The sequence below is a fragment of the Geodermatophilus sp. URMC 62 genome, assembly GCF_052931475.1.
This window is the reverse complement of record NZ_JBRFHY010000001.1, coordinates 2794140-2814906: the sequence shown is the minus strand read 5'-3', so window position 1 is coordinate 2814906 and position 20767 is coordinate 2794140. Positions and strand designations below refer to the sequence as shown.

The following is a 20767-nucleotide window of genomic DNA, read 5'->3' as shown; positions in this document are numbered from 1 at the left end:
GACGCGACCGTCGGCCGCCCACCCCTCACCGCCCCGCCCTCCGACACGGCCCGCTGGCTGACCGGACCGGACCGGGCGCTGGACCCGGAGCGGTACTTCATCGTCGTGCCCAGCCACTTCGGCGCCGCGGTGTCGTCCTCGCCCAGCAACACCCCGCCGCCCTTCGACAGGGGGCGGTTCCCGCATGTCACCACCTACGACAACGTCGTGGCCCAGCACCGCCTGCTGACCGAGCGGTTCGGGGTGGAGCGTGTCCGCCTGGTGAGCAGCTGGTCCATGGGGGCCTGCCAGACCTACGCCTGGGGCGCCCTGCACCCGGAGATGGTCACCGCGATCGCCCCGATCTCCGGGTCGGCGCGGACGGCCAACTTCAACAAGGTCTTCCTCGCCGGCAACATCCGCGCGGTCACCTCGGACCCGGACTGGAACGACGGCTTCTACGGCGACAAGCTGCCGATCCGGGGCGTCAAGGCCATGGCCGCTCTCTACGCCGGGTGGGGCTTCTCCGAGGCGTTCTACCGCCAGGAGGTGTTCCGCTCGTTCGGCGCCAGCACGGTGGAGGAGTTCATCGACTACTTCTGGGACGCCTTCTTCATCAAGTGCGACGCCAACGACCTCCTCGCGCAGATGTGGACGTGGTGGCACAACGACCTGGGCGACCACCCGACCTTCGGCGGCGACTTCGAGGCCGCGCTGGGTGCCATCCGCGCCCGGACGATCATCCTCAACGCCGAGACCGACTCGTACTCCCTCCGGTGGACAGCGGGTACGAGGCACGCCACATCCCCGGAGCGGAGTCCCGCCCCATCCCGACGATCTGGGGACACCTGGCCCCGTTCAACCCGGAGGACCAGCAGTTCATCGACGCCGCGCTCCGGGAGCTGCTCGAGGACTGACGCCGGCCCGGCCCCGCACGCCGGGCCGGGCGGGGTGGGGTCCGTGCGCCGTCGTGCTCTGCCCACACCCGTGGGCAGAGCACGACCGACCGTGGACGGCCTGTCGGCCGCCGTCCGCGCGGTCTGCTCGGGGCCGCGGGCCCCGGCGACTCCTCCTCCCCACCGGTCACGGCCGCCGGGTCGTGGCCTCGGGGTTGACGAACAGACCGGGCAGCAGCATGTGGATGGCCCCGACGAGCACGTTGTCCCCGGAGGACAGCGCCGCGGCCGACCCCGTCACCCGGGCGCGCAGCCGGGCGCCCTCCGCGGCGGCGTGGAAGACCTCCGCGACGTCGTGCCAGGTGTACTCCGGGCGCAGCTGCAGACCGAAGCGGCGGGCGAGCCGCTCGTAGGTGACCGCCCAGTAGGCGATCCACTGCTCGTGCTGGGCCTTGAGGAAGGTCTGCACCAGCGGGTGGTTGGGGAGGGCCACCCAGACGACCGTCCGGAGGCTCCAGAGCTGGTCGCCCAGGGTCACGACCATCACCCGCTCGACCAGCCGGCGGACGAGCTCGGCGAAGGGAAGGTCGGCAGGGAGTCCCTGCGCGGCCACGGACACGTCGTGGATGGCGTGCTCGACCAGGGCCGGCCGCATCAGGTAGGCGATGAGGTCCTCGGTGTAGCGGCTCTTGTACCGCCAGCGGTCCCGGAACATCCCGACGGTCAGCATCCTGGGGTGCTCCCGGTGGGCGTCCTCGTGCTCCGCGCGCTCGACCAGCCGGGCCTGGGACAGCCCGGCGAACAGGCGGGTGCCGGCGTCGTGGTCGTCCATCAGGTCGGGGCCCCGGTGGTCGAGCAGGTCGTCGCAGAGCAGCAGCAGCCCGACGTCGAGGAAGGCGCGCGTCTCCGGGCTGTTCGCGATCTTCGCGCGCGTGACCGGGCGGGCATCGGCCGCCACGTTGGTCAACACCGCCGACAGGTCGTCCTCGGGCATCGGCTTCCCCCGGGTGCCACAGGAGCTGGACCTCCAGCCTAGGACCTCCAGCGCTGGAGGTGTTGCGATCGGGCCCCGGGGGGTGCACGCCCGGCCCGGTGTCCCCGTGTGCGCCCGCCGTCCCTGATGGGCTTGGACCTGCCGTGCCGGCCCGCTCGACAGTCGTCCCACCAGCGAACGGCCGCCACGGAGGACCGACATGTCCGCACTCCAGGACCGCCCCGACACGCTCTCCCCGGACGGGTACGGGCAGCCCGACCTGGCCACGCTCGTCGAGGCCGCCCGGCGCGGCGAGCCCAGCGCCTGGCAGGGGCTCGTGCAGCGGTTCGGCCCGCTCGTCCGCGCGATCACCAGCCGCTACCGGCTCGGCGAGCACGACGCCGAGGACGTCGCCCAGGTGATCTGGTTGCGCCTGGTGGAGCACCTGCACCAGCTGCGCGAGCCGCGCGCGCTGCCCGGCTGGATCGCGACGACGGCACGCCACGAGAGCCTCCGCCTGGCCCGTGGCCGCGAGCGGACGCTGCCGGTCGACCCGCTGGACGACGCGGCGCAGGCCTTCCCCGGGCAGGACCCCGACGTCGACGCCGACCTGCTGCAGGCCGAGCAGGTCGAGGCGGTGCGGGAGGGTCTCGCCGACCTGCCGGCGGCGCAGCGGGACCTGCTGCTGCTCCTCGCCGCCGACCCCCCGCTCAGCTACCGGGAGATCAGCGCCCGGCTGGGGATGCCGGTCGGCAGCATCGGCCCGACCCGGGCCCGCACCCTGGCCCGCCTGGAGGCGACGCCGTCGCTGCGCCGCTACCTGGGGTCGGGCCGGCGGCGCGGCGTCCGCCGGCCGTGCGCGGCGTGAGGGTCCCGAGGCCGGCGGGTCAGCCCCACGGGGCGAAGGCCGCCTTGCCGGTCCCGACGAGCCCCGCGAGCTGCGGGCAGTGGCGCCGCACGACGTCGGCCAGGCTCCCGCGCTCGACCCAGTCCATCCCGAGCGGGGTGTACACCTCCGGCCGGAAGTCCACGGTGAGGAACCGGTCGCTCTGCAGCCGGCGGGAGGCCATGAGCAGGAACACGCGGAACGCCGTGTCGCTGAACCCGAACCCGGTCGGCGGCTCCTCGGCGAGGAGGCCGACCACGGTGTCGACCTCGTCGACCGACCGGTACAGCCGCCGCATCGCGGCGAGGGTCTCCGGATCGGTCGTGAGGTCCTCGAAGCGGCGGACCCGCGGCACGTGCAACCCGGCCCGGAAGTCGTTGTAGCGCGGCACTCCCCGCCGACGGGTGCGCACGACGTCGACGACCGCGAGGTCGACGACCTCGCCGTCCCGCTCGACGTGCCGCAGCGCCTCCGGGAAGTTGTGCAGCGTGACCGCGCCCGGGTGGGCGATGCCCAGCGAGTACAGGGCCTTCGCCAGGCCGATGGCGCGGAGCCTCTCCTCCGTCCGCTCCCCCGAGATGTCGCCGAAGCGGGCCTCCTCGGTCTCGCCCGTGACGGGGTCGACGAAGACATAGTCGTCGGGGATGAGCGGGTGCATCCGGTACACCGTCACGAACTCCTCGGTGAGGGAGAACGGGACGCCGGAGTGGTCGGGCCGGGTGCGCGGGATGCCGTCGACGGCGTGCGGGTCCAGCAGCCGGATGCCGAGCCGGGTGAGCCACTGGTCCGGCGCGCCCCGCCAGTTGATCGACATCGCCGTGTCCAGGGTCTGCGTGCCGAGGATCGCCGGCGTCCACTCGACGGTGTGGATCTTCGCGATCAGCGCGGAGACGACCAGCCGCGCGGTCTGGTACGTCCGCTCGTCGTCGAGGTCCGGGTACTCCCGCTGGAGGGCGTCGCACACCGCGTTGTGCTCGCGGGCGAAGAGGGTCTGCAGCGCGCTCAGGCCCAGCCACCAGCTCTCCGCGAACCCGGCCGACGCCGTCCCGCGGTCGTCGGTGGGCAGGTGGCCCTCCACCAGGCGCAGCCGCGCGCCCCTCCCGCCGTCCTCCCGGAGGCGGCGCGCCGTCGCGTCGTCGCTGCCGTAGACCTCGGAGCCGTCCCACCAGTGCGAGACGCGGTTGCCGGGGCCGTCGTCGTCGGCGATCCGCATGACCCGCTCGACGGGGCCGCCCGGGGTGTTGCGCCACTCACGCCCCTCGGGGAGGGGGAGGTCGATGCTGCGCTCCCCCACCGGGGCGCGGCGGTGCTGCACCCAGTCGTGCACCTGGAACTGGATCCACGCCGCGGCGAGGACGTTGAGCGACCGGGCGGGGATGAACCGCTCGCGGGCCAGGAGCTCGTCGGCGACCCGGACGGGGTCGGGGAGGTCGGCCTGGCGGACGTCGACCGGCATGTTGCGGCCGAACCACGCGCCGGTGGCGCCCATGCGGGGGGAGGACAGGTCGTTCCAGCTGCCGTCGGTGGTGCGGTGCGCGACCGCGTCGAGGGGCGGCTCCGCTCCTGGCGCGCGCACCTCGACCCGGGCCGGCAGCTCGGTGTCGACGAGGTTGTCGCGGCGCAGCCGGCGGCGCATGACCGCCAGGTCCAGCAGGGCCAACTGCGACGGCAGCCGGTGCCAGGGGCGCACCCGGTCGACGACGGCGAACAGCCGGCCGGCCAGCCCGTTGAGCAGCACCGCCCGCCGCGGTTCCTCGGTCACGAACCGGCGGTGCGCGCGGTGGGCGCTGCTGGCCTCGTAGGCCGCCCGCCGCGCCCGGTTGAGGTTGCCGAGCGGCCGGAACTCGTCGGTGGTGTTCCAGGGGTTGAAGGCCAGCCGGTCGACCCGGTGCTCGACGAGGCGGGCCCGTGCGGTGTCGAGGTCCTGGCGGGGCAGGACCAGGCGGGCCACGGACACGAAGTCCCCGGTCCACGCCCGGGACGTGTCCTCGACCGGCGTCCGCTCCTCGGAGACGTAGCGCTGCACCTGCAGGTCGAACTCCACGTCGCCGGCCGCGAGCCGGCGCACGACGTCGGTGCGCAGCCGGTCGGGACCGGTGCTCGCCGGGACGGCCGGGGCGCCCACCGGGTGCAGGCGGTAGCGGACGGGGCCGGCGTCGCCCCAGAGGATCGCGCCGCGGCTGTGGTAGTCCTCGTGGGCGAGGCTGTCGGCCGGGCGCGCGGAGGCGGCGAGGTTCCGGATGATCCGGACGGTCGCCCGGAGGCCGACCCGGCGGGGCAGCCGCAGCACCAGGGACAGCAGCTTCGACGCCTTCGACGTCCGTCCCGCCACGGCCGCGGCCATCGCGACGAACTCGCGGGCATCGGCCGCCGGGGACACCGGCCAGTTGGTCATCAGCAGGTCGTGCACCGTGTCCCCGCCGGCGTGCACCCGCAGGGCGACACCGCGCATGTCCTCGGCCGTGTCGGGCTGCGGCGCCCCGTTCGCGTTGGAGAACCGGACGGTGACGGGGAGCTCGGCGCCGGGCCGGAAGCAGCCCTGCCGCAGGTCCTGGGGCAGGTCCTGCCGGACCCGCAGGCAGGCGTTCTCCACGGCCAGCAGGGTCTTGGCGTGGAAGGCGCGGTCCACGGTGGCCGCGCCCCTGGCCCTGCGGTTCCTCTCCTGCACCAGCATGAGCTCCCGGGCGAGCTCCTCGAAGACGAGGAGCTCGGCCTGCTCGCTGCCGCCGTCGTAGCGCTCGTACTCCTGGTGTCCCACCAGCGTCTCCCCCTGGGTCGGCGAGCCGTGACCCGCGACCGGGCCACTCCTCGAGGAGGCGGGCGGGGCCGGGCTGATACACCGCGGTCCGCAGCCCTCGCCCGCCCGACCGCCTCCCCGCGTCACCGTGGCGCGGCCCGGGAGCGGCCACCAGGGTCGGAGGCCGGTGGTCGAGCGGGTCCGCGGAGGCGGTCAGACGACGCCGAGGGTGAGCGCGGCCAGCCACCGGTCCCCGTCCGGCGCCGTCCGCAGCAGCGCCGCGTCGGTGTAGAAGGCGTCGGTGTCGTTCCGCGTGTCCCGGCCGGGGTGCCGGCGGTAGGGGTCGGCGCCCCCGTGCACGGCGTCGGTGACCGCGTCGTCGAAGAAGAGCTGGGTGGTGAGCACCGTGCTCCGGTCGAGGTGGACCTTGAGGTGCAGGTGCACGGTGCGGGTCGGGTACCAGCCGGGGTAGACGGTGGCGAAGGTGACGACGCCGTCCGGGCCGGTGACCTGGGTGCCGCGGAGGAACGCGGTGCCCTCCGTGGCGGCCGCCTGCGCGTCGCCGTACTCGTCCGTGCCGCCGGGGGACCCGCCCTGCCCCGGCTCGGCGCCGGCGAAGCCGGAGTACACGCCGAGCGCGTCGCACTGCCACAGGTCGACGACCGCCCCGGGCACCGGCGCGCACGCGGGCAGCCGGATCACCCGGAAGGCCAGGTCCAGCGGCACCCCCGGCCGGCCGTCGCGGACGTCGCTGCGGACGGCGTGCGCGTCGAACCACGTGGGCCCGGCGATGGTGTCGGGCGTCAGGACGCAGGCCGCCTCGTCGCTGAGCAGGTCGACGGCGGACGGCGCCGGAGGCGCGGGCGGTGTCGTCGCGGGCGGCGCGGACGACGGCGAGCCGCTCGGCGTGGCGCCCGGGGCCCCGGTGCCGGAGCCGGTGCCGGTGCACGCGTCCAGCAGTGCGGCGAGGGTCAGCACGCCCCCGGCACCCAGCAGCCGCCGGCGGTCGAGGCCTCCGCTCACCGGGATGGCCCGAGGGTCCGTGGGACAGCCACGACGGGCGAGGCTACCGTCGCCGGGCGGGGAGGGGCGGCCGGTCCGGTCGCCCGGGGGAGCAGGAGGACTCGTGACCGTGCGGAACGCCGGAGCGGCGCTGGGCGCCGCACTGCTGCTGCTCGCCAGCGGCTGCTCGTCGGGGACCGCGGACGATCCCGCGGGCCACCACGCAGACCACGCCGCGGCCGGGTCGTCCTCCGCGTCGTCCTCCGCGTCGTCCCCCGCGGCGGCTCCCTCGACGACCGCCGAGCCGACCCCGGTGGTGGCCGACCAGATGCCGGGCATGCCCCCGGTCGTGGACGCCGCGAACGTCTACTCCGAGACCGCCGCCGGGATGCTCGCCCCGGCCGCGCAGGCCGCCCGGCCGATGGTCTACGTGCCGCACAACAGCGGCGAGGTGTGGGAGATCGACCCGGCCACCCTCGAGGTCGTCAGGACGTTCCCGGCGGGGCTGGAGGTGCAGCACGTCGTCCCGTCGTGGGACATGCAGACCCTCTACGCCACCGACGACGTCGGGAACACGATCACCCCGATCGACCCGGTCACCGGCGAGAACGGTCCCCGCATCCCGGTCGACGACCCGTACAACATGTACTTCACGCCCGACGGCGCCGCGGCGATCTCCGTGGCCGAGGCGCGCCGGTCGCTGGTGTTCTACGACCCGCACACGTGGGTGGAGCAGGGCCGGCTGGAGATCCCCGACTGCGCCGGGATCGACCACGCCGACTTCACCCCCGACGGGCGGACGGCGGTGTTCAGCTGCGAGTTCGCCGGCCGCGTCGCCGTCGTCGACGTCCCCTCCCGCACCGTCCTCCGGCTGATCGACATGCCGACGATGAACCACCACATGGGCCCGCAGGACGTGAAGCTCTCCCCCGACGGCAGCCGGTTCTACGTCGCCGACTCCGACCAGGGCGGGCTGTGGGTGCTCGACGGCGCGGCCACCCGGGTCATCGACGAGATCCCGACCGGGCCCGGGGCGCACGGCCTCTACCCGAGCCGGGACGCCACGCAGCTCTACGTGACCAACCGGCAGGACGACAGCGTCTCGGTGCTCGACGCGAACACCGGCGCCCCCATCACGAAGTGGACGATCCCCGGCCCGTCGAGCCCCGACATGGGCGGGGTGACCGCCGACGGCAGCCAGCTGTGGCTCTCCGGGCGGTACAACGCGGAGGTGTACGTCCTGTCCACCGCCGACGGGCACCTGCTGGCCCGGATCCCGGTCGCCGACAGCCCGCACGGGCTCTGCGTGTGGCCGCAGCCGGGGCGCTACTCGCTGGGCCACACCGGCGTGACGCGCTGACTCGTCGCGCGGGACCCGGTCCTCACGTGGGCAGCTCCCGGTCGCACAGCGCGCCCACGACCGGGCCGAGGAAGGCGGCGTAGCCGGTGGTCAGGTGGTTGTCGTCGCGGAGGACGAGCTGGTCGCCCACCACCAGCGGGCACTCGGCCGCCGTGCAGAACAGGTCGGTGAGGTCGGCGTACCGCCCGTCGGCGGCCTGCACCACCTGCGCCTCCGCCGCGATCCCCGCCGCGTCGCTCGCCGTCGCCCGGTCGGGTGTGCAGGCGGCGGCGTCGTCCAGGTGCGCCGACAGGCAGGTCGGCACCACCGTGTGCGGGTCGGGGACCGGGCCCAGCACGAGCACCCGCGCGCCGGTCGAGCGCAGCTCGGCCACCATCCGGCCCAGCGCGTCCAGCCACGCCGCGTCGTAGGCGGTGAACCCGAAGTCCGCGCCGTAGCGACGGGTCGCGGCGAGCACCACCAGGGACGGGGGCGCGGCCCGCAGCCCGGCGACCACCTGCTCGCGCCACTGCACGCACTCGGTGTAGGGGCGGCCCAGGTAGGGGCTGGTGATCGGCAGGTCCAGCAGGGGGCAGGTCACCTTGCTCGCCACCTGCAGCCGCCAGCCCCGCTGCTCGGCCACGGGTTGCAGCGCCGGCACCCACTGGGCGGCGTGCGAGTCCCCCACCAGCGCCACCGACACCGGCGAGGCCGGGTCGCCGAACTCGCAGCTGTGCTGCTCGGCGGCCCGCCAGCTGAGGACGCACCCGTCGGTGAACACCTCCGGGACGTCGGCCCGGGCCTCGGTCAGCGGCGGGGTCAGGTTGGACGGCACGGCGTGCAGCCCGGCGGACGCGGCGACGGCGGCCTGCACCTGCGCGGTCAGGTCGGCGACGCGCGCCTCCGCCGGGTCCACGACCGGCGTCGCGGCGGCCGGGTCGGGAACCGGGGCGGCGGACTGCCCCGGCACGTCGAGCGTCGCCGCCGCCACCGCGGCACCGCGCCCCACCGGCGCCGGGACGACGGCCGTGAGCGCCAGCGCGCCCGCCACCCCCGCCGCCGTCAGCCCGCCGCCGAGCAGCAGGCTGCGGCCGGGCGAGTCCCGCAGCGGCCGGGCGAAGCGGACGCGGTCCTCCACCAGGTGCAGCGTCAGGCCCGCGAGCAGCAGGGCCACCCCCGCCGCGGCCAGCCGGCCGCCGAGGCCCAGGTCCCCCACCAGGTACGGCGCGAGGACGAGCACCGGCCAGTGCCACAGGTACCACGAGTAGGACCAGCGGCCCAGGCCCCGCAGCAGCCCGGCCGACAGCAGCCCCCCGACGCCCCACCGCGGCGCCCGGACACCGGCGCCGAGCACCAGCACCGTCCCGGCGACGGGCAGCAGCGCCGCCGTCCCGGGGAACGGCGTGCCCTCGTCCAGCGTCACGGCACTGCCGACGACCAGGGCCAGGCCGGCCCACCCCGCCGGCACGGCGAGCGCGACCGGCGGCCGCCGCCACACCGGCAGGGTCAGGGCGACCAGCCCGCCCAGGCCGAGCTCCCACTCCCGCGACGGCAGGGAGAAGTAGGCCCACGGGGGCGCGGACCACGTCCACAGCAGGGAGACGGCGGAGGACGCCACGGTGAGCAGGCCCAGCACGACGACCAGCGGCGTCGCCGTCCACGTGCCGGCCGGTCGGCCCCGGGTCCCGCGCCAGGCCAGCCGGCCGGTACCGACCAGCAGGGCCGGCCAGAGCAGGTAGAACTGCTCCTCGACGCCCAGTGACCAGTAGTGCTGGAACGGCGAGGGCGGTGTGTCGGCCGCGAGGTAGTCGGTCCCCCGGACCGCCAGCCGGTTGTTGAGCCCGTACACCGCGGCGGCGACGGCGTCGCCGAGGGCGGTGCGGGCCTGCAGCGGCGGGAGCAGCCACGCCGCCGCGGCGGCGGTGGTCAGCAGCACGGTGACGCCGGCCGGCAGCAGGCGGCGGGCACGGGCGCCGGTGAAGCGGGCGAGGCCCACCGTCCCGGTGACGGCGAGCTCCCGCCACAGCACGCCGGTGATGAGGAAGCCGGACACGACGAGGAACACGTCGACGCCCACGTAGCCGCCGCCCAGCCCCGGCACGCCGGCGTGGAAGAGCACCACGGCCAGGACGGCGACCGCGCGCAACCCCTCGACGTCGGCCCGGAACCCGGCTCCCGCGCGGTGCCCGTCGGGCGGCGGGACCGGGCTCGGGGCGACTGCCGGCGACGGCGCCCGCCGCCCACCCGGCCCGGGAGCGTCGGGAGGCGTCGGCGGCATGGTGGTCCCCGGGTCGCGGTGCGCCCCGTCTCGACGCCCCGACCACGATGCCACCCCGGCCGCGGCCCGCGCCCGGCGCGGGGCGTGTCCGTGCCGGCGCACGACGACGTGCGCCGGCGCCGCACCCCGGCCGGGAGGGTGCGGCGCCGGCGCAGACGCTCGGGCCGGTCGGGACCTACGGCAGGGGCACCTGCACGCCGGCGGCCCGGCGGGAGGCGGCCTGCTCGAGCAGCAGCGCCTCGGCGTCGGTGCGCTCCAGCGGCCTGGCGAACAGGTAGCCCTGCGCCGAGTCGCAGTTGCCCTCGGCCAGCAGCCGCGCCTGGTGCTCGTGCTCCACGCCCTCGGCCAGCACCTCCAGGCCGAGCGTGCGGCCCAGGTCGATGGTGCCGCGCACGATCGCCGGCATCGGCTCGCCCTCGGCCATCGTGCTCACGAACGAGCGGTCGATCTTGAGCACGTCCACGGTGAACTGCCGCAGGTGCGCCAGCGAGGAGTAGCCGGTGCCGAAGTCGTCGAGCGCGAGCCGCACGCCCAGCGCCCGCAGCGCGGCCAGGCAGGCCGCCGCGTGCTCCGGGTCGCCGACGAGCGCGGTCTCGGTCACCTCGACCACCAGCGCGCCGGCGGGCAGGCCGCTCTCGGCGAGCGCGGCGGCGATGGACCCGACCAGGTCCGGTGAGGTCAGCTGCCCGGCCGACACGTTGACCGCCATCGTCATCGCGCCCGCGCCGGGGTGCGCGGACCGCCAGGCGGCCGCCGTCGCGCAGGCCTCGCGCAGCACCCACGCGCCGATCTCGTCGATGAGGCCCGCGGACTCCGCCGCCGGCACGAACCGGTCGGGGCCCACCGCGCCCAGCCGCGGCGAGTTCCAGCGCAGCAGCGCCTCGAAGCCGGTCACCCGCCGGTCGGCCAGGTCGATCACCGGCTGGTAGACCAGCCGGAACTGGCCGGCGGCCAGCGCGCCGCGCAGCTCCTGCTCCAGCTCGCGGGCGGCCTGGGCCGCCGCGCGCATGCCGGGGTCGAACAGCTCCACCCGGTTGCGGCCGCCCGTCCGGGCCGCCTGCAGCGCCAGGTCGGCGTCGGCGATCAGCGACCCGCTGGTCACGTCGCCGCGGCCGACGGCGACGCCGACGGCGGCGGTCACGGTCACCGTCCCCTCGTCGAGCTCGACCGGCTGGGCCAGCACCTCGAGCAGGCGGGTGGCGGTCACCACGGCCTGGTCGTCGTCCCCGCCGACCTGCTCGACCAGCACGGCGAACTCGTCACCGCCCAGCCGGGCCACGGTGTCGTCGGCGCGGACGGCGGCGCGCAGCCGGCCGGCGACCTCGAACAGCAGCGCGTCGCCGGCGTCGTGGCCGAGGGTGTCGTTGACCGCCTTGAAGCCGTCGAGGTCCACCGAGACCACCGCGGCCGAGCCGCCGCCGCGCACCGTGCGCAGCAGCGCCTGGCCGACGCGGTCGGTGAACAGCGTGCGGTTGGCCAGGCCGGTCAGCCCGTCGTGCAGGGCGGTGTGGGCCAGCGCGCGGTCGGCGCTGCGCCGGCCGGTCACGTCGGTGAGGACGACGACGACGCCACCGACGTCGGGGTCCTCGGTGAGGTCGACCAGCCGGATGCCGAGCCAGCGGTCCTCGCCCTGACGCCGGGCGGGCACCTCGACGTCGACGACCTGCCCACCGGCGGCCAGCCCCTGCTCGAAGACCTGCACCGCGACGTCGGGGGCGACCCCGGCCGCGCGGACGGCGTCCTGGGTGCTGGTCAGCTCCTCCGGCGTGGTGCCCAGCAGCGCGGCCAGCGGCGCCGGGTCGCTGAGCAGGCGGTGCTCCCGGTCGACCACCACCACGGCGTCGGCGGACCAGGAGGCCAGCTTGGTCGCGCGCCGCTCCCGCGAGCGCACCAGCGCCCGTGCCGCGGCCTCGCCGCGCAGCAGCAGCGACGCCCGCCACGACACCAGCGCCGTGAGGACCAGCATGCTGACGAAGACCGCCCCGATCGCGTCCTGGTGACTGGTGGCGTCGATGACCAGCTCCACGGTCGGCGGCACCATGAGGGCGGCCAGGCAGACCACGAGGCGGCCCAGCCCGGAGGCGCCCTCCCCCGTGTGCCCCGCGCCCAGCGGTGCGGTGAGCCGCTGCCAGGTGGCCGCGGCCAGCAGGAGATTGCCGAGCAGCCAGCCGGAGGCCAGCCACGAGGTGAAGCCGTCGACGTCGACGTCGAGCAGGTGGCCCACGTCGGCGACGAGCCAGCAGGCGCACGCGGCGACCACGGCCGTGCCGGTCCACTCGCCGCGCCGGCACGTGGTCACCAGGCGCCAGGCCAGCCCGATGAGCGCGGCGTCGAGGGCCGGGTAGAGGACCAGCACCACCCGGGCCGACGCCGGCAGCGCGGGGTCGGCGACGGCCGCCGTGACCGAGACCTGCCAGACGACCAGCAGCGCCGCGACGAACACGCAGAGGGCGTCGATCCAGCCGGCCAGCCGCTGCCGGCGCGAGCGCACCCGGCCGGCGGCCAGGAGCCACACGCCGGCGCCCAGGGCGGCGTACCCGGCGAGGTAGACGGCGTCGACGGCGAGGACGTGCCCGGACTGCCCGGTCAGGTGCACGATGACCTGGCGGAGGAGGTCGCCCAGCCCGGCCAGGGTCGCGCCGAGGGCGAGCAGGACCGGCGCCCGGCCCGACCGCGCGCGCAGCGCACCGGCCCAGGCGGCGAGCAGCGAGGCCGCGCCGATGCCGAAGTACAGCGCCCTGCCGGTGACCGTGCCCTGGAAGGCGCCCTGCGCCGCGACCGCGCCGAGCACGAGCAGGGTCAGGACCGCCGCGCGGCGGCCGCCGGCGAACGACTCCCCCACGGGCGCGCGGGGACCGTCTGCTGTCGTCGTCGGGAGCACGCAGACGACATCGGCACCGGACGGCCGGGTCTGGATCCCAACGGATCGGCGGTCCCCCCGGCGGGTGAGGTGCGCGGCCGGCGGCCCGGCGGCGGCTCAGCCGGCGGGGCGCAGCACCGCCTGCACCAGGTGCGGGCCGGGCTCGGCCAGCGCCGTGCGGAGCTGGTCGGCGAGCTGCTCGGCGGTCTCGGCGCGGGTGGCGGCCACGCCCATCCCGGTGGCCAGCGCGACGAAGTCCAGCTGCGGTCCGCCGAGGTCGAGCAGCTGCCCGGCCCGCTCCCCGACGCCGGCGGCGCCGACACGGGAGAGCTCCCCCTGCAGGATCGCGTAGGACGCGTTGTCGTAGAGGACGACGGTGACGTCGAGCTGCTCGCGCGCCATCGTCCACAGCGCCTGGATGGTGTACATCGCGCTCCCGTCGGCCTGCAGGACGAGCACGGGCCGGTCGGGACAGGCCACCGCCGCGCCGACCGCCAAGGGCAGACCGTCGCCGATCGCCCCGCCGGTGAGGGCCAGCCAGTCGTGCCGCGGCGCCCCCGCGGTCAGCTTGGTGATCCCGACCCCGGAGGTGATCGCCTCGTCCACCACGACCGCCCGCTCCGGCAGCAGCGCGCCGACCACGGCCGAGACCGCGCGCGGCGTCAGGCGCCCGGTCGGCAGCTCCGGGCGGGAGGTCTCCAGCAGCTGCGGCTCGGCACCGGCGGCCACCTGCCCGGCCAGCTCCTCGAGCGCCGCGACGCCGTCCTCGCCCGGCCGGGACAGCACGTGCACCACGCAGTCCTCGGGCACCGGCGTCCCCGGCAGGTCCGGATAGCCGAAGAAGTGCACCGGGGAGACCGCTCCCGCCAGCACCAGGTGCCGGGTGCCGGCCAGCGCCTTGATCGCCACCTCCGGCGGGTAGGGCAGCTTGCCGACGTCGGGCAGCCCCGCGCCGCGCACCATCCGCGCCGGGAACATCTCGGCCACCAGCCGCGCGCCGGTGCCGGCGGCCACCCGCCCGGCGGCGAGCAGCCCGGCCTCCGACGCGACCACGTCCCCGCCGAGCAGCAGCACGGTGGGCTCACCGGCCTGCACCGCCGCCGCCACGTCGTCGACCACCGACGCGGCCACCCGCGGACGGGGGCTCAGCGACGGGGGTCCGGCGACCGCCGCGCCGTCGGACCACGAGACGTCGGCCGGCAGCACCAGCGTGGCGATCTGGCCGCGCGCGGCCGCGGCGACGGCGTCCGCGGCGTCGGCGGCGACGTCGGCCGGCGTCAGGGACCGGCGCACCCAGCCCGACACCGTGCCGGCCACCGCGTCGATGTCGCTGTCCAGCGGCGCGTCGAGCCGCTTGTGCGAGCGGGTGTGGTCGCCGACCACGTTCACCATCGGCGTGCGGCCGCGGCGGGCGTTGTGCAGGTTGGCCAGCCCGTTGCCCATCCCGGGCCCGAGGTGCAGCAGGGTCGCGGCGGGGCGGCCGGTCATGCGGGCCCAGCCGTCGGCGGCGCCGGTGGCGACGCCCTCGAAGAGGGTGAGCACGCCGCGCATCTCCGGGACGTCGTCGAGCGCGGCGACGAAGTGCATCTCCGACGTGCCCGGGTTGGCGAAGCAGACGTCGACCCCGGCGTCGACGAGCGTGCGGATGAGGGCCTGGGCGCCGTTCACCGGGAGACGTGCACCTCGTTCACCTCGTAGTGCGTCATCACCGCGCCGCCGCTGGCGAACCTGGGCACGTCCCGCGCGGTCGCCTTGCCCTCGTCGGAGGCGAACGCGGCGCCCATCGCCTGCTCGGAGTCGAAGTCGAGCTCGGCGACGAGGTAGGGCGCGGGGTGGGAGGGGTCCATCGACTGCGGCCGCCCGGTGGTCAGCCGGACCAGGCCGGGCATCCGCACCGCGAGCGGGGTGTGCGTGTCGCGGTAGTGGGCGTCGAACTGAGCCGGGTCCTCCGGCTGCCCGTAGCTGACCACCAGCCTGTGCACCATTCCGCCGCACCTCCGCGCTCGTGCCCGGGCACCGCTGCCCGGGACCTCCCCCACCCTGTCAGGGGCGCTGCCGCCCCCGCGACCTCAGAAGGTGAGCACCAGCCGGCCGCGCACCCCGCCGGCGGCCAGCACCCGGTGGGCCTCCGGCGCCTCCTCCGGCGCGAACGTCCGCGCCACGCGCAACGTCAGCGCGCCGGACTCGACCTGCTCGCGCAACCGGTCCAGCGCCGCCGCGTTCTCGGCGTACCGGCGCACCAGGGTGGGCAGCACCTCGACCCGGCCGGAGCCGTCGCCGCGGTACCCGCGCACGGTCGCCACCTTCCCGCCGTCGCGGACCGCGGGCAGCACGAGCGCGTCCTGTACCGAGCCGTCGGCCAGCCCGTCGACGCCGTCGGGGAACTCCGCGCGGATCCGCTCGGCCACGTCGTCACCGCGCCGGACGACGACGTCGGCGCCGAGGTCGCGCACCAGCTGCTCGTCGGCCTCCGACGCGTCGGCGACGACGGTGAGCCCGTCGGTCTTCGCCACCTGGACGACGTAGCCGCCGAAGGCACCTGCCGCGCCGGTGACGGCGAGCACCGAGCCGGCCGGCAGCGCCATCAGGTCGAGCGCCAGCCGCGCGGTGAGGCCGTTCATCGGCAGGGTGCACGCGGCGACGGCGTCGGCCCCGGCCGGCACCGGCGACACCGAGGCGGCCGGCAGCACGAGGTCCTCGCGGTAGCCGCCGTGCGCCCCGGTGGGGACGACGACGCCCATGACCGCGTCGCCCACGGCCACCCGGTCCACGCCCTCGCCGACCTCGACCACCTCGCCGGCGGCGTCCATCCCCGGCACCCAGGGCGGCGTCTTCACGGGGTCGCGGCCGGCGTAGTCACCCTGGCGCAGGTGGGTGTCGGTCGGGTTGACCGCCGCGGCGCGCACCCGGACCCGCACCCGGCCCGGGCCCAGCGGCTCGTCGGGCACGTCGACGACGGACAGGGCCTCGGGCCCACCGAACTCGGTCACTCCCACCGCACGCACCCGCCCGACAGTAGTGACCGGCCACTCACAGCCGACGTGCAGCGCTCCCACCAGGGCACCCCAGCCGCGGGGCCGACCGTGGCGCCCATGCCACCGCTCCTGCTCGGCGCGCACGACCGCGCCGCTGACCACGACCGCGGGCGTCCGGTCCTCGACGTCGTCGTCCCGGTGCACGACGAGGAGACCGACCTCGAGCCGTGCCTGCGCCGCCTGCACGCCCACCTGACCGAGTCCCTGCCCTACCCGTTCCGGATCACCGTGGCGGAGAACGCCAGCACCGACACCACCCTGCAGGTCGCCCACCGGGTCGCCGCGGAGCTGCCCGGCGTCGAGGTGCTCGCCCTGCCCGAGGCCGGGCGCGGGCGCGCGCTGCGCACCGCCTGGCTGCGCTCGGACGCGCCCGTGCTCGTGTACACCGACGTCGACCTGTCCACCGACCTCGCCGCCCTGCTGCCCCTGGTCGCGCCGCTGATCAGCGGGCACTCCGACCTGGCCATCGGCACCCGGCTGTCGCGCTCCTCGCGGGTCGTGCGCGGGCTCAAGCGCGAGGTCGTCTCCCGCGGCTACAACCTGCTGCTGCGGCGCACGCTGGCCACGTCGCTGTCGGACGCGCAGTGCGGCTTCAAGGCCATCCGCGCCGACGTCGCCGCCGAGCTGCTGCCGCTGGTCGAGGACACCGGCTGGTTCTTCGACACCGAGCTGCTCGTGCTCGCCGAGCGGGCGGGGCTGCGCGTCCACGAGGTGCCCGTCGACTGGGTCGACGACCCCGACAGCCGGGTCGACATCCTGCGGACGGCGCGCGCCGACGTCGCCGGGATCGTGCGGATGCTGCGCGCGCTGTCCACCGGGCGGCTGCCGCTGGACCGGCTGCGGGCCACCATCGGCCGCGGGCCGCTGCCCGACCCGCTGCCCGGCGTCCCCGGCTCGCTGGCCGCCCAGCTGGTGCGCTTCGCCGCCGTCGGCGTCCTCTCGACCGCGGCCTACCTGGCGCTGTTCGTCCTGCTGCGCGGCGTCGTGCCGGCCCAGGCGGCCAACCTGGTCGCCCTGCTGGTGACCGCGGTGGCCAACACCGCCGCCAACCGCCGGGTCACCTTCGGCATCCGCGGCGGCGTCGGCGCCGGCCGCCACCAGGCGCAGGGCCTGGTCGTCCTCGCCCTGGCGCTCGCGCTCACCAGCGGCTCGCTCGGGCTGCTGCACGCGCTGGTCGCCGTCCCGTCGCGCGCCGTCGAGCTCACCGTGCTCGTCGGCGCCAACGCCGCCGCCACGCTGCTGCGCTTCGTCCTGCTGCGCGGCTGGGTGTTCCGCACCTCCCCCACGTCCCGCAGCTCCCGCGCCCCCGGCCCGGCGACCGGCCCGGACGCCGTCGTGCCCGCCCCCGAGATGGAGACCGCCCGATGACCGCCACCGTGCCGCCACCCGCGGCGCCCGCCGCTCCCCCGGTTCCGCCGGCCGCCCCGTCCCGTCCCGGGCGCACCGGCCGGCTGCTGCGCGGGCCGGCCGCCGACCCGCGCTGGGTCCGCCCGGCCCTGCTCGCCCTGCTGGGCGCCACCGGCGTCCTCTACCTGTGGGACCTGGCCGCGTCGGGCTGGGCCAACGCCTTCTACGCGGCGGCCGCGCAGGCCGGGTCGCAGAGCTGGGAGGCGTTCTTCTACGGCTCCTCCGACGCGGCCAACTCGATCACCGTGGACAAGCCGCCGGCCTCGCTGTGGGTGATGGCGCTGTCGGTGCGGCTGTTCGGGCTCAGCTCGTGGTCGCTGCTGGTGCCGCAGGCGCTGATGGGCGTGGCCACCGTCGGGCTGCTGTACCTGGCCGTGCGCCGGGTGGCCGGCCCTGGCCCCGGCCTGCTGGCCGGTGCGGCGCTGGCGCTGACCCCGGTGGCGGCGCTGATGTTCCGCTTCGACAACCCCGACGCCCTGCTGGTGCTGCTGCTGACCGCGGCCGCGTCCGTGCTCACCCGGTCGCTGGAGCGGGCCTGCACCCGCGGCCTGGTCGGCGTCGGCGTCCTGATCGGGTTCGCCTTCCTCACCAAGACGCTGCAGGCGGTGCTGGTCGTGCCCGGGTTCGCGCTGGTCTGGCTGGTCTGCGCGCCCACGACGCTGCGCCGCCGGGTGCTGCAGCTGCTCGGCGCCGGGGCGGCGATGGTGGTCGCCGGTGGCTGGTGGGTCGCCGTCGTCGAGCTGGTGCCCGCCTCGATGCGGCCCTACGTCGGCGGCTCGCAGACCAACTCGGTGTGGGAGCTCATCTGGGGCTACAACGGCCTGGGCCGGCTGACCGGCGAGGAGACCGGCAGCGTCGGCGGCGCGCCGGGCGGCGGCTGGGGCGAGACCGGGCTGGGCCGGCTGTTCACCGCCGAGATCGGCGGCCAGGTCGCCTGGCTGCTGCCGGCCGCGGTGGTCCTGCTGGCCGCCGGGCTGGTCGCCGTGGGCCGGGCCCCGCGCACCGACCCGCGGCGGGCCGCGCTGCTCACCTGGGGCACCTGGCTGGGCGTCACCGGGCTGACCTTCAGCCTGATGGCCGGCATCTTCCACGCCTACTACACCGTGGCCCTGGCCCCGGCGATCGCCGCGCTGGTCGCGATCGGCGGCGCGCTGCTGTGGCGACGGCGGGCGCGGGCCTGGGCGCGGGTGGTGCTGGCGGTCGCGCTGGCCGGCACGGTGCTGTGGGCCTGGGTGCTGCTGGGCCGCTCGGCGGACTTCCTGCCGTGGCTGCGCTGGGTGGTGCTGGTCGCCGGCCTGGCGACGGCGGCCGCGCTGCTCGCCATCCACCGGCTCGGCCGGGCCGTGGTGGCCGCGGTGCTGGCCGCCGGTGTGCTCGCCGGCCTCGGCGGGCCGGCCGCCTACGCCGCGCAGACGGCGGTCACCGCGCACACCGGCTCCATCCCCAGCGCGGGGCCGACCGTGGCCGGCGCCTCGTTCGGACCCGGCGGCGGGGCCGGCCGCACCTTCGCCGGCGGCCCGCCGGCCGGTGGTGTGCCGGGCGGTCCGCCCGGCGGGGCCGGTACTGCTGCGGCGCCGGGGGGCACGGCTCCCGGGGGCACGGCGCCGGGGGGCACGGCGCCGGGGGGCACCGTCACCGCCGGCCCCGGCGGCGCGACGGGTGGGCTGCTCGACGCCGGCCAGGTCAGCCAGGAGATGGCCGCCGCGCTCAGCGAGGACGCCTCGGCCTACACCTGGGCGGCCGCGGCGGTCGGCTCCAACACCGCGGCGGGCTACCAGCTCGCCACCGGGCTGCCGGTGATGGCGATCGGCGGGTTCAACGGCAGTGACCCCTCCCCCACGCTCGCGCAGTTCCAGCGGTACGTCGCCGACGGCGAGGTGCACTGGTTCATCGCCGGCGGCGGGATGGGGATGGCCAGCGACGGCGGCAGCTCCGCGTCGGCCCAGATCGCCGACTGGGTGGCCGAGCACTACACCGCCCACATCGTCGACGGCGTCACGGTCTACGACCTGAGCCGGCCGGCGGGGTGAGTCCCGCGCGCTCGTGCTCTGCCCACGGGTGCAGGCAGAGCACGAGCGGTCCGCGGGTGCACACCGGCCCCGTCCCGCGGTGCGGGACGGGGCCGGTGTGCGGTCGCTCAGCGCCGGAGGCCGTACTCCTTGAGCAGGCCGCGGCTGATGATCGTCTTCTGGATCTCGCTGGTGCCCTCGCCGATGAGCAGGAACGGCGCCTCGCGCATGAGCCGCTCGATCTCGTACTCCTTGGAGTAGCCGTACCCGCCGTGGATGCGGAAGGCCTGCGTGGTCACCTCCGCGCAGTACTCGCTGGCCAGCAGCTTGGCCATGCCGGCCTCGACGTCGTTGCGCCTGCCGGCGTCCTTGAGCCGCGCGGCGTTGACCATCATCAGGTGCGCGGCCTCGACCTTGGTGGCCATCTCGGCGAGCTGGAAGGCGATCGCCTGGTGCTGCACGATCGGCTTGCCGAAGGTCTCCCGCTGCTGGGCGTACTCGACCGCCAGCTCGAAGGCGCGGATGGAGATGCCGCAGGCGCGGGCGGCGACGTTCACCCGGCCGACCTCGACGCCGTCCATCATCTGCGCGAAGCCGCGCCCGGGCTCCCCGCCGAGGATCGTGTCCGCGCCGGTGCGGTAGCCGTCGAACACCAGCTCGGTGGTGTCCACGCCCTTGTAGCCCATCTTGTCGATCTTGCCCGGGATGGTCAGCCCGGGGGCCACGGTGCCGAAGCCGGCGGGCTTCTCCACCAGGAACGTCGTCAGGTTCTGGTGGGCCTTGTCCGCGCCGAGGTCGGTGCGGACCAGCGCGGCGACCAGCGTGGAGGAGCCGCCGTTGGTCAGCCACATCTTCTGGCCGTCGATGACGTAGTCGCCGTCGGCCTGCTGCACGGCCTTGGTGCGGATGCCGGCGACGTCGGAGCCCAGGCCCGGCTCGGACATCGAGAACGCGCCGCGCACCTCGCCGGTGGCCATGCGCGGCAGGAGGTGCTCCTTCTGCGCCTCGGTGCCGTGCTGGCGGATCATGTAGGCGACGATGAAGTGGGTGTTGATCACGCCGCTGACGCTCATCCAGCCGCGGGCGATCTCCTCGACCACCAGCGCGTAGGTCAGCAGCGACTCCCCCAGGCCGCCGTACTCCTCGGGGATCATCAGCCCGAAGATGCCGAGCTCCTTGAGCCCCTCGACGATCTCGGTCGGGTAGGCGTCGGCGTGCTCGAGCTCCTGCGCGTGCGGGATGATCTCCTTGTCCACGAAGCTCCTGACCGTCGCCAGGATCTCCTTCTGGACGTCGGTCAGGTCGGCGGTCTGCGCCAGTCGGGCCACGTCTGCTCCTCCGAGACTCCGGTGTCCGTGTTACCGGC

14 protein-coding genes and 1 pseudogene are annotated in these 20767 nt (G+C 76.0%); 6 read left to right on the top strand and 9 right to left on the bottom strand.

Annotation, left to right across the window (positions count from 1 at the left end):
* Window positions 1–57: 57 nt before the first annotated feature.
* Both ACU616_RS13635 and ACU616_RS13630 read left to right on the top strand, forming a co-directional pair.
* Window positions 58–474: pseudogene (locus ACU616_RS13635) on the top strand (alpha/beta fold hydrolase); the annotation flags it as partial.
* A 281-nt stretch (window positions 475–755) separates the two neighbouring features.
* Window positions 756–896: a hypothetical protein gene (locus ACU616_RS13630; protein ID WP_446758994.1), complete on the top strand. Its 141-nt coding sequence runs from the start codon at window positions 756–758 to the stop codon at window positions 894–896.
* A 166-nt stretch (window positions 897–1062) separates the two neighbouring features.
* On the opposite strand, the gene ACU616_RS13625 is transcribed toward ACU616_RS13630, so the two are convergent.
* Window positions 1063–1869: a hypothetical protein gene (locus ACU616_RS13625; RefSeq protein WP_446758993.1), complete on the bottom strand. Its 807-nt coding sequence runs from the start codon at window positions 1867–1869 to the stop codon at window positions 1063–1065.
* Window positions 1870–2068: 199 nt separating this feature from the next.
* On the opposite strand from ACU616_RS13625, the gene ACU616_RS13620 reads away from it, so the two are divergent.
* A complete protein-coding gene (locus ACU616_RS13620; protein ID WP_446758992.1) occupies window positions 2069–2716 on the top strand; it encodes an RNA polymerase sigma factor in 648 nt (215 codons plus the stop codon).
* Between the two features lie 19 nt (window positions 2717–2735).
* On the opposite strand, the gene ACU616_RS13615 is transcribed toward ACU616_RS13620, so the two are convergent.
* The gene (locus ACU616_RS13615) at window positions 2736–5492 is read right to left on the bottom strand and encodes a peroxidase family protein (RefSeq protein ID WP_446758991.1); all 2757 of its coding nucleotides are present in this window, start codon (window positions 5490–5492) and stop codon (window positions 2736–2738) included.
* 192 nt (window positions 5493–5684) lie between these two features.
* Entirely contained in the window at window positions 5685–6494 is an 810-nt protein-coding gene (locus ACU616_RS13610) for a dioxygenase family protein (RefSeq protein ID WP_446758990.1), read from the bottom strand.
* A gap of 103 nt (window positions 6495–6597) precedes the next feature.
* On the opposite strand from ACU616_RS13610, the gene ACU616_RS13605 reads away from it, so the two are divergent.
* On the top strand, window positions 6598–7833 hold the full coding sequence (locus ACU616_RS13605) for a YncE family protein (RefSeq protein WP_446758989.1): 1236 nt from the start codon (window positions 6598–6600) through the stop codon (window positions 7831–7833).
* Window positions 7834–7855: 22 nt separating this feature from the next.
* Here the strand turns inward: ACU616_RS13605 and ACU616_RS13600 are convergent, their stop codons facing one another.
* The 5 genes from ACU616_RS13600 to ACU616_RS13580 all read right to left on the bottom strand — a co-directional run bounded on the left by ACU616_RS13600 (window position 7856) and on the right by ACU616_RS13580 (window position 15955).
* A complete protein-coding gene (locus tag ACU616_RS13600; RefSeq protein WP_446758988.1) occupies window positions 7856–10090 on the bottom strand; it encodes an acyltransferase family protein in 2235 nt (744 codons plus the stop codon).
* 175 nt (window positions 10091–10265) lie between these two features.
* A complete protein-coding gene (locus ACU616_RS13595) occupies window positions 10266–12932 on the bottom strand; it encodes an EAL domain-containing protein (protein WP_446758987.1) in 2667 nt (888 codons plus the stop codon).
* A 135-nt stretch (window positions 12933–13067) separates the two neighbouring features.
* On the bottom strand, window positions 13068–14618 hold the full coding sequence (locus tag ACU616_RS13590; protein WP_446758986.1) for an acetolactate synthase large subunit: 1551 nt from the start codon (window positions 14616–14618) through the stop codon (window positions 13068–13070).
* A complete protein-coding gene (locus ACU616_RS13585; protein ID WP_446758985.1) occupies window positions 14615–14935 on the bottom strand; it encodes an EthD family reductase in 321 nt (106 codons plus the stop codon). Before ACU616_RS13585 ends, ACU616_RS13590 begins: the two co-directional genes overlap by 4 nt.
* 84 nt (window positions 14936–15019) lie before the next feature.
* The gene (locus ACU616_RS13580) at window positions 15020–15955 is read right to left on the bottom strand and encodes an NADP-dependent oxidoreductase (protein ID WP_446758984.1); all 936 of its coding nucleotides are present in this window, start codon (window positions 15953–15955) and stop codon (window positions 15020–15022) included.
* Between the two features lie 87 nt (window positions 15956–16042).
* Here ACU616_RS13580 and ACU616_RS13575 point away from each other — a divergent pair, with 87 nt between their 5' ends.
* Window positions 16043–17353 carry a glycosyltransferase gene (locus tag ACU616_RS13575; RefSeq protein WP_446758983.1) on the top strand — a complete coding sequence of 437 codons (1311 nt, stop codon included), beginning with the start codon at window positions 16043–16045 and terminating at the stop codon, window positions 17351–17353.
* On the top strand, window positions 17350–19422 hold the full coding sequence (locus ACU616_RS13570) for an ArnT family glycosyltransferase (protein WP_446758982.1): 2073 nt from the start codon (window positions 17350–17352) through the stop codon (window positions 19420–19422). Before ACU616_RS13575 ends, ACU616_RS13570 begins: the two co-directional genes overlap by 4 nt.
* A 107-nt stretch (window positions 19423–19529) precedes the next feature.
* Here the strand turns inward: ACU616_RS13570 and ACU616_RS13565 are convergent, their stop codons facing one another.
* On the bottom strand, window positions 19530–20729 hold the full coding sequence (locus tag ACU616_RS13565; RefSeq protein WP_446758981.1) for an acyl-CoA dehydrogenase family protein: 1200 nt from the start codon (window positions 20727–20729) through the stop codon (window positions 19530–19532).
* Window positions 20730–20767: the final 38 nt, after the last annotated feature.

What these genes read in the sequence shown, in the direction of transcription:
- ACU616_RS13625 (WP_446758993.1), bottom strand. Translation starts at nt 1,869, where the DNA reads ATGCCCGAGGACGACCTGTCGGCGGTGTTGACCAACGTGGCGGCCGAT.
- ACU616_RS13620 (WP_446758992.1), top strand. Translation starts at nt 2,069, where the DNA reads ATGTCCGCACTCCAGGACCGCCCCGACACGCTCTCCCCGGACGGGTAC.
- ACU616_RS13600 (WP_446758988.1), bottom strand. Translation starts at nt 10,090, where the DNA reads ATGCCGCCGACGCCTCCCGACGCTCCCGGGCCGGGTGGGCGGCGGGCG.
- ACU616_RS13585 (WP_446758985.1), bottom strand. Translation starts at nt 14,935, where the DNA reads ATGGTGCACAGGCTGGTGGTCAGCTACGGGCAGCCGGAGGACCCGGCT.
- ACU616_RS13575 (WP_446758983.1), top strand. Translation starts at nt 16,043, where the DNA reads ATGCCACCGCTCCTGCTCGGCGCGCACGACCGCGCCGCTGACCACGAC.
- ACU616_RS13570 (WP_446758982.1), top strand. Translation starts at nt 17,350, where the DNA reads ATGACCGCCACCGTGCCGCCACCCGCGGCGCCCGCCGCTCCCCCGGTT.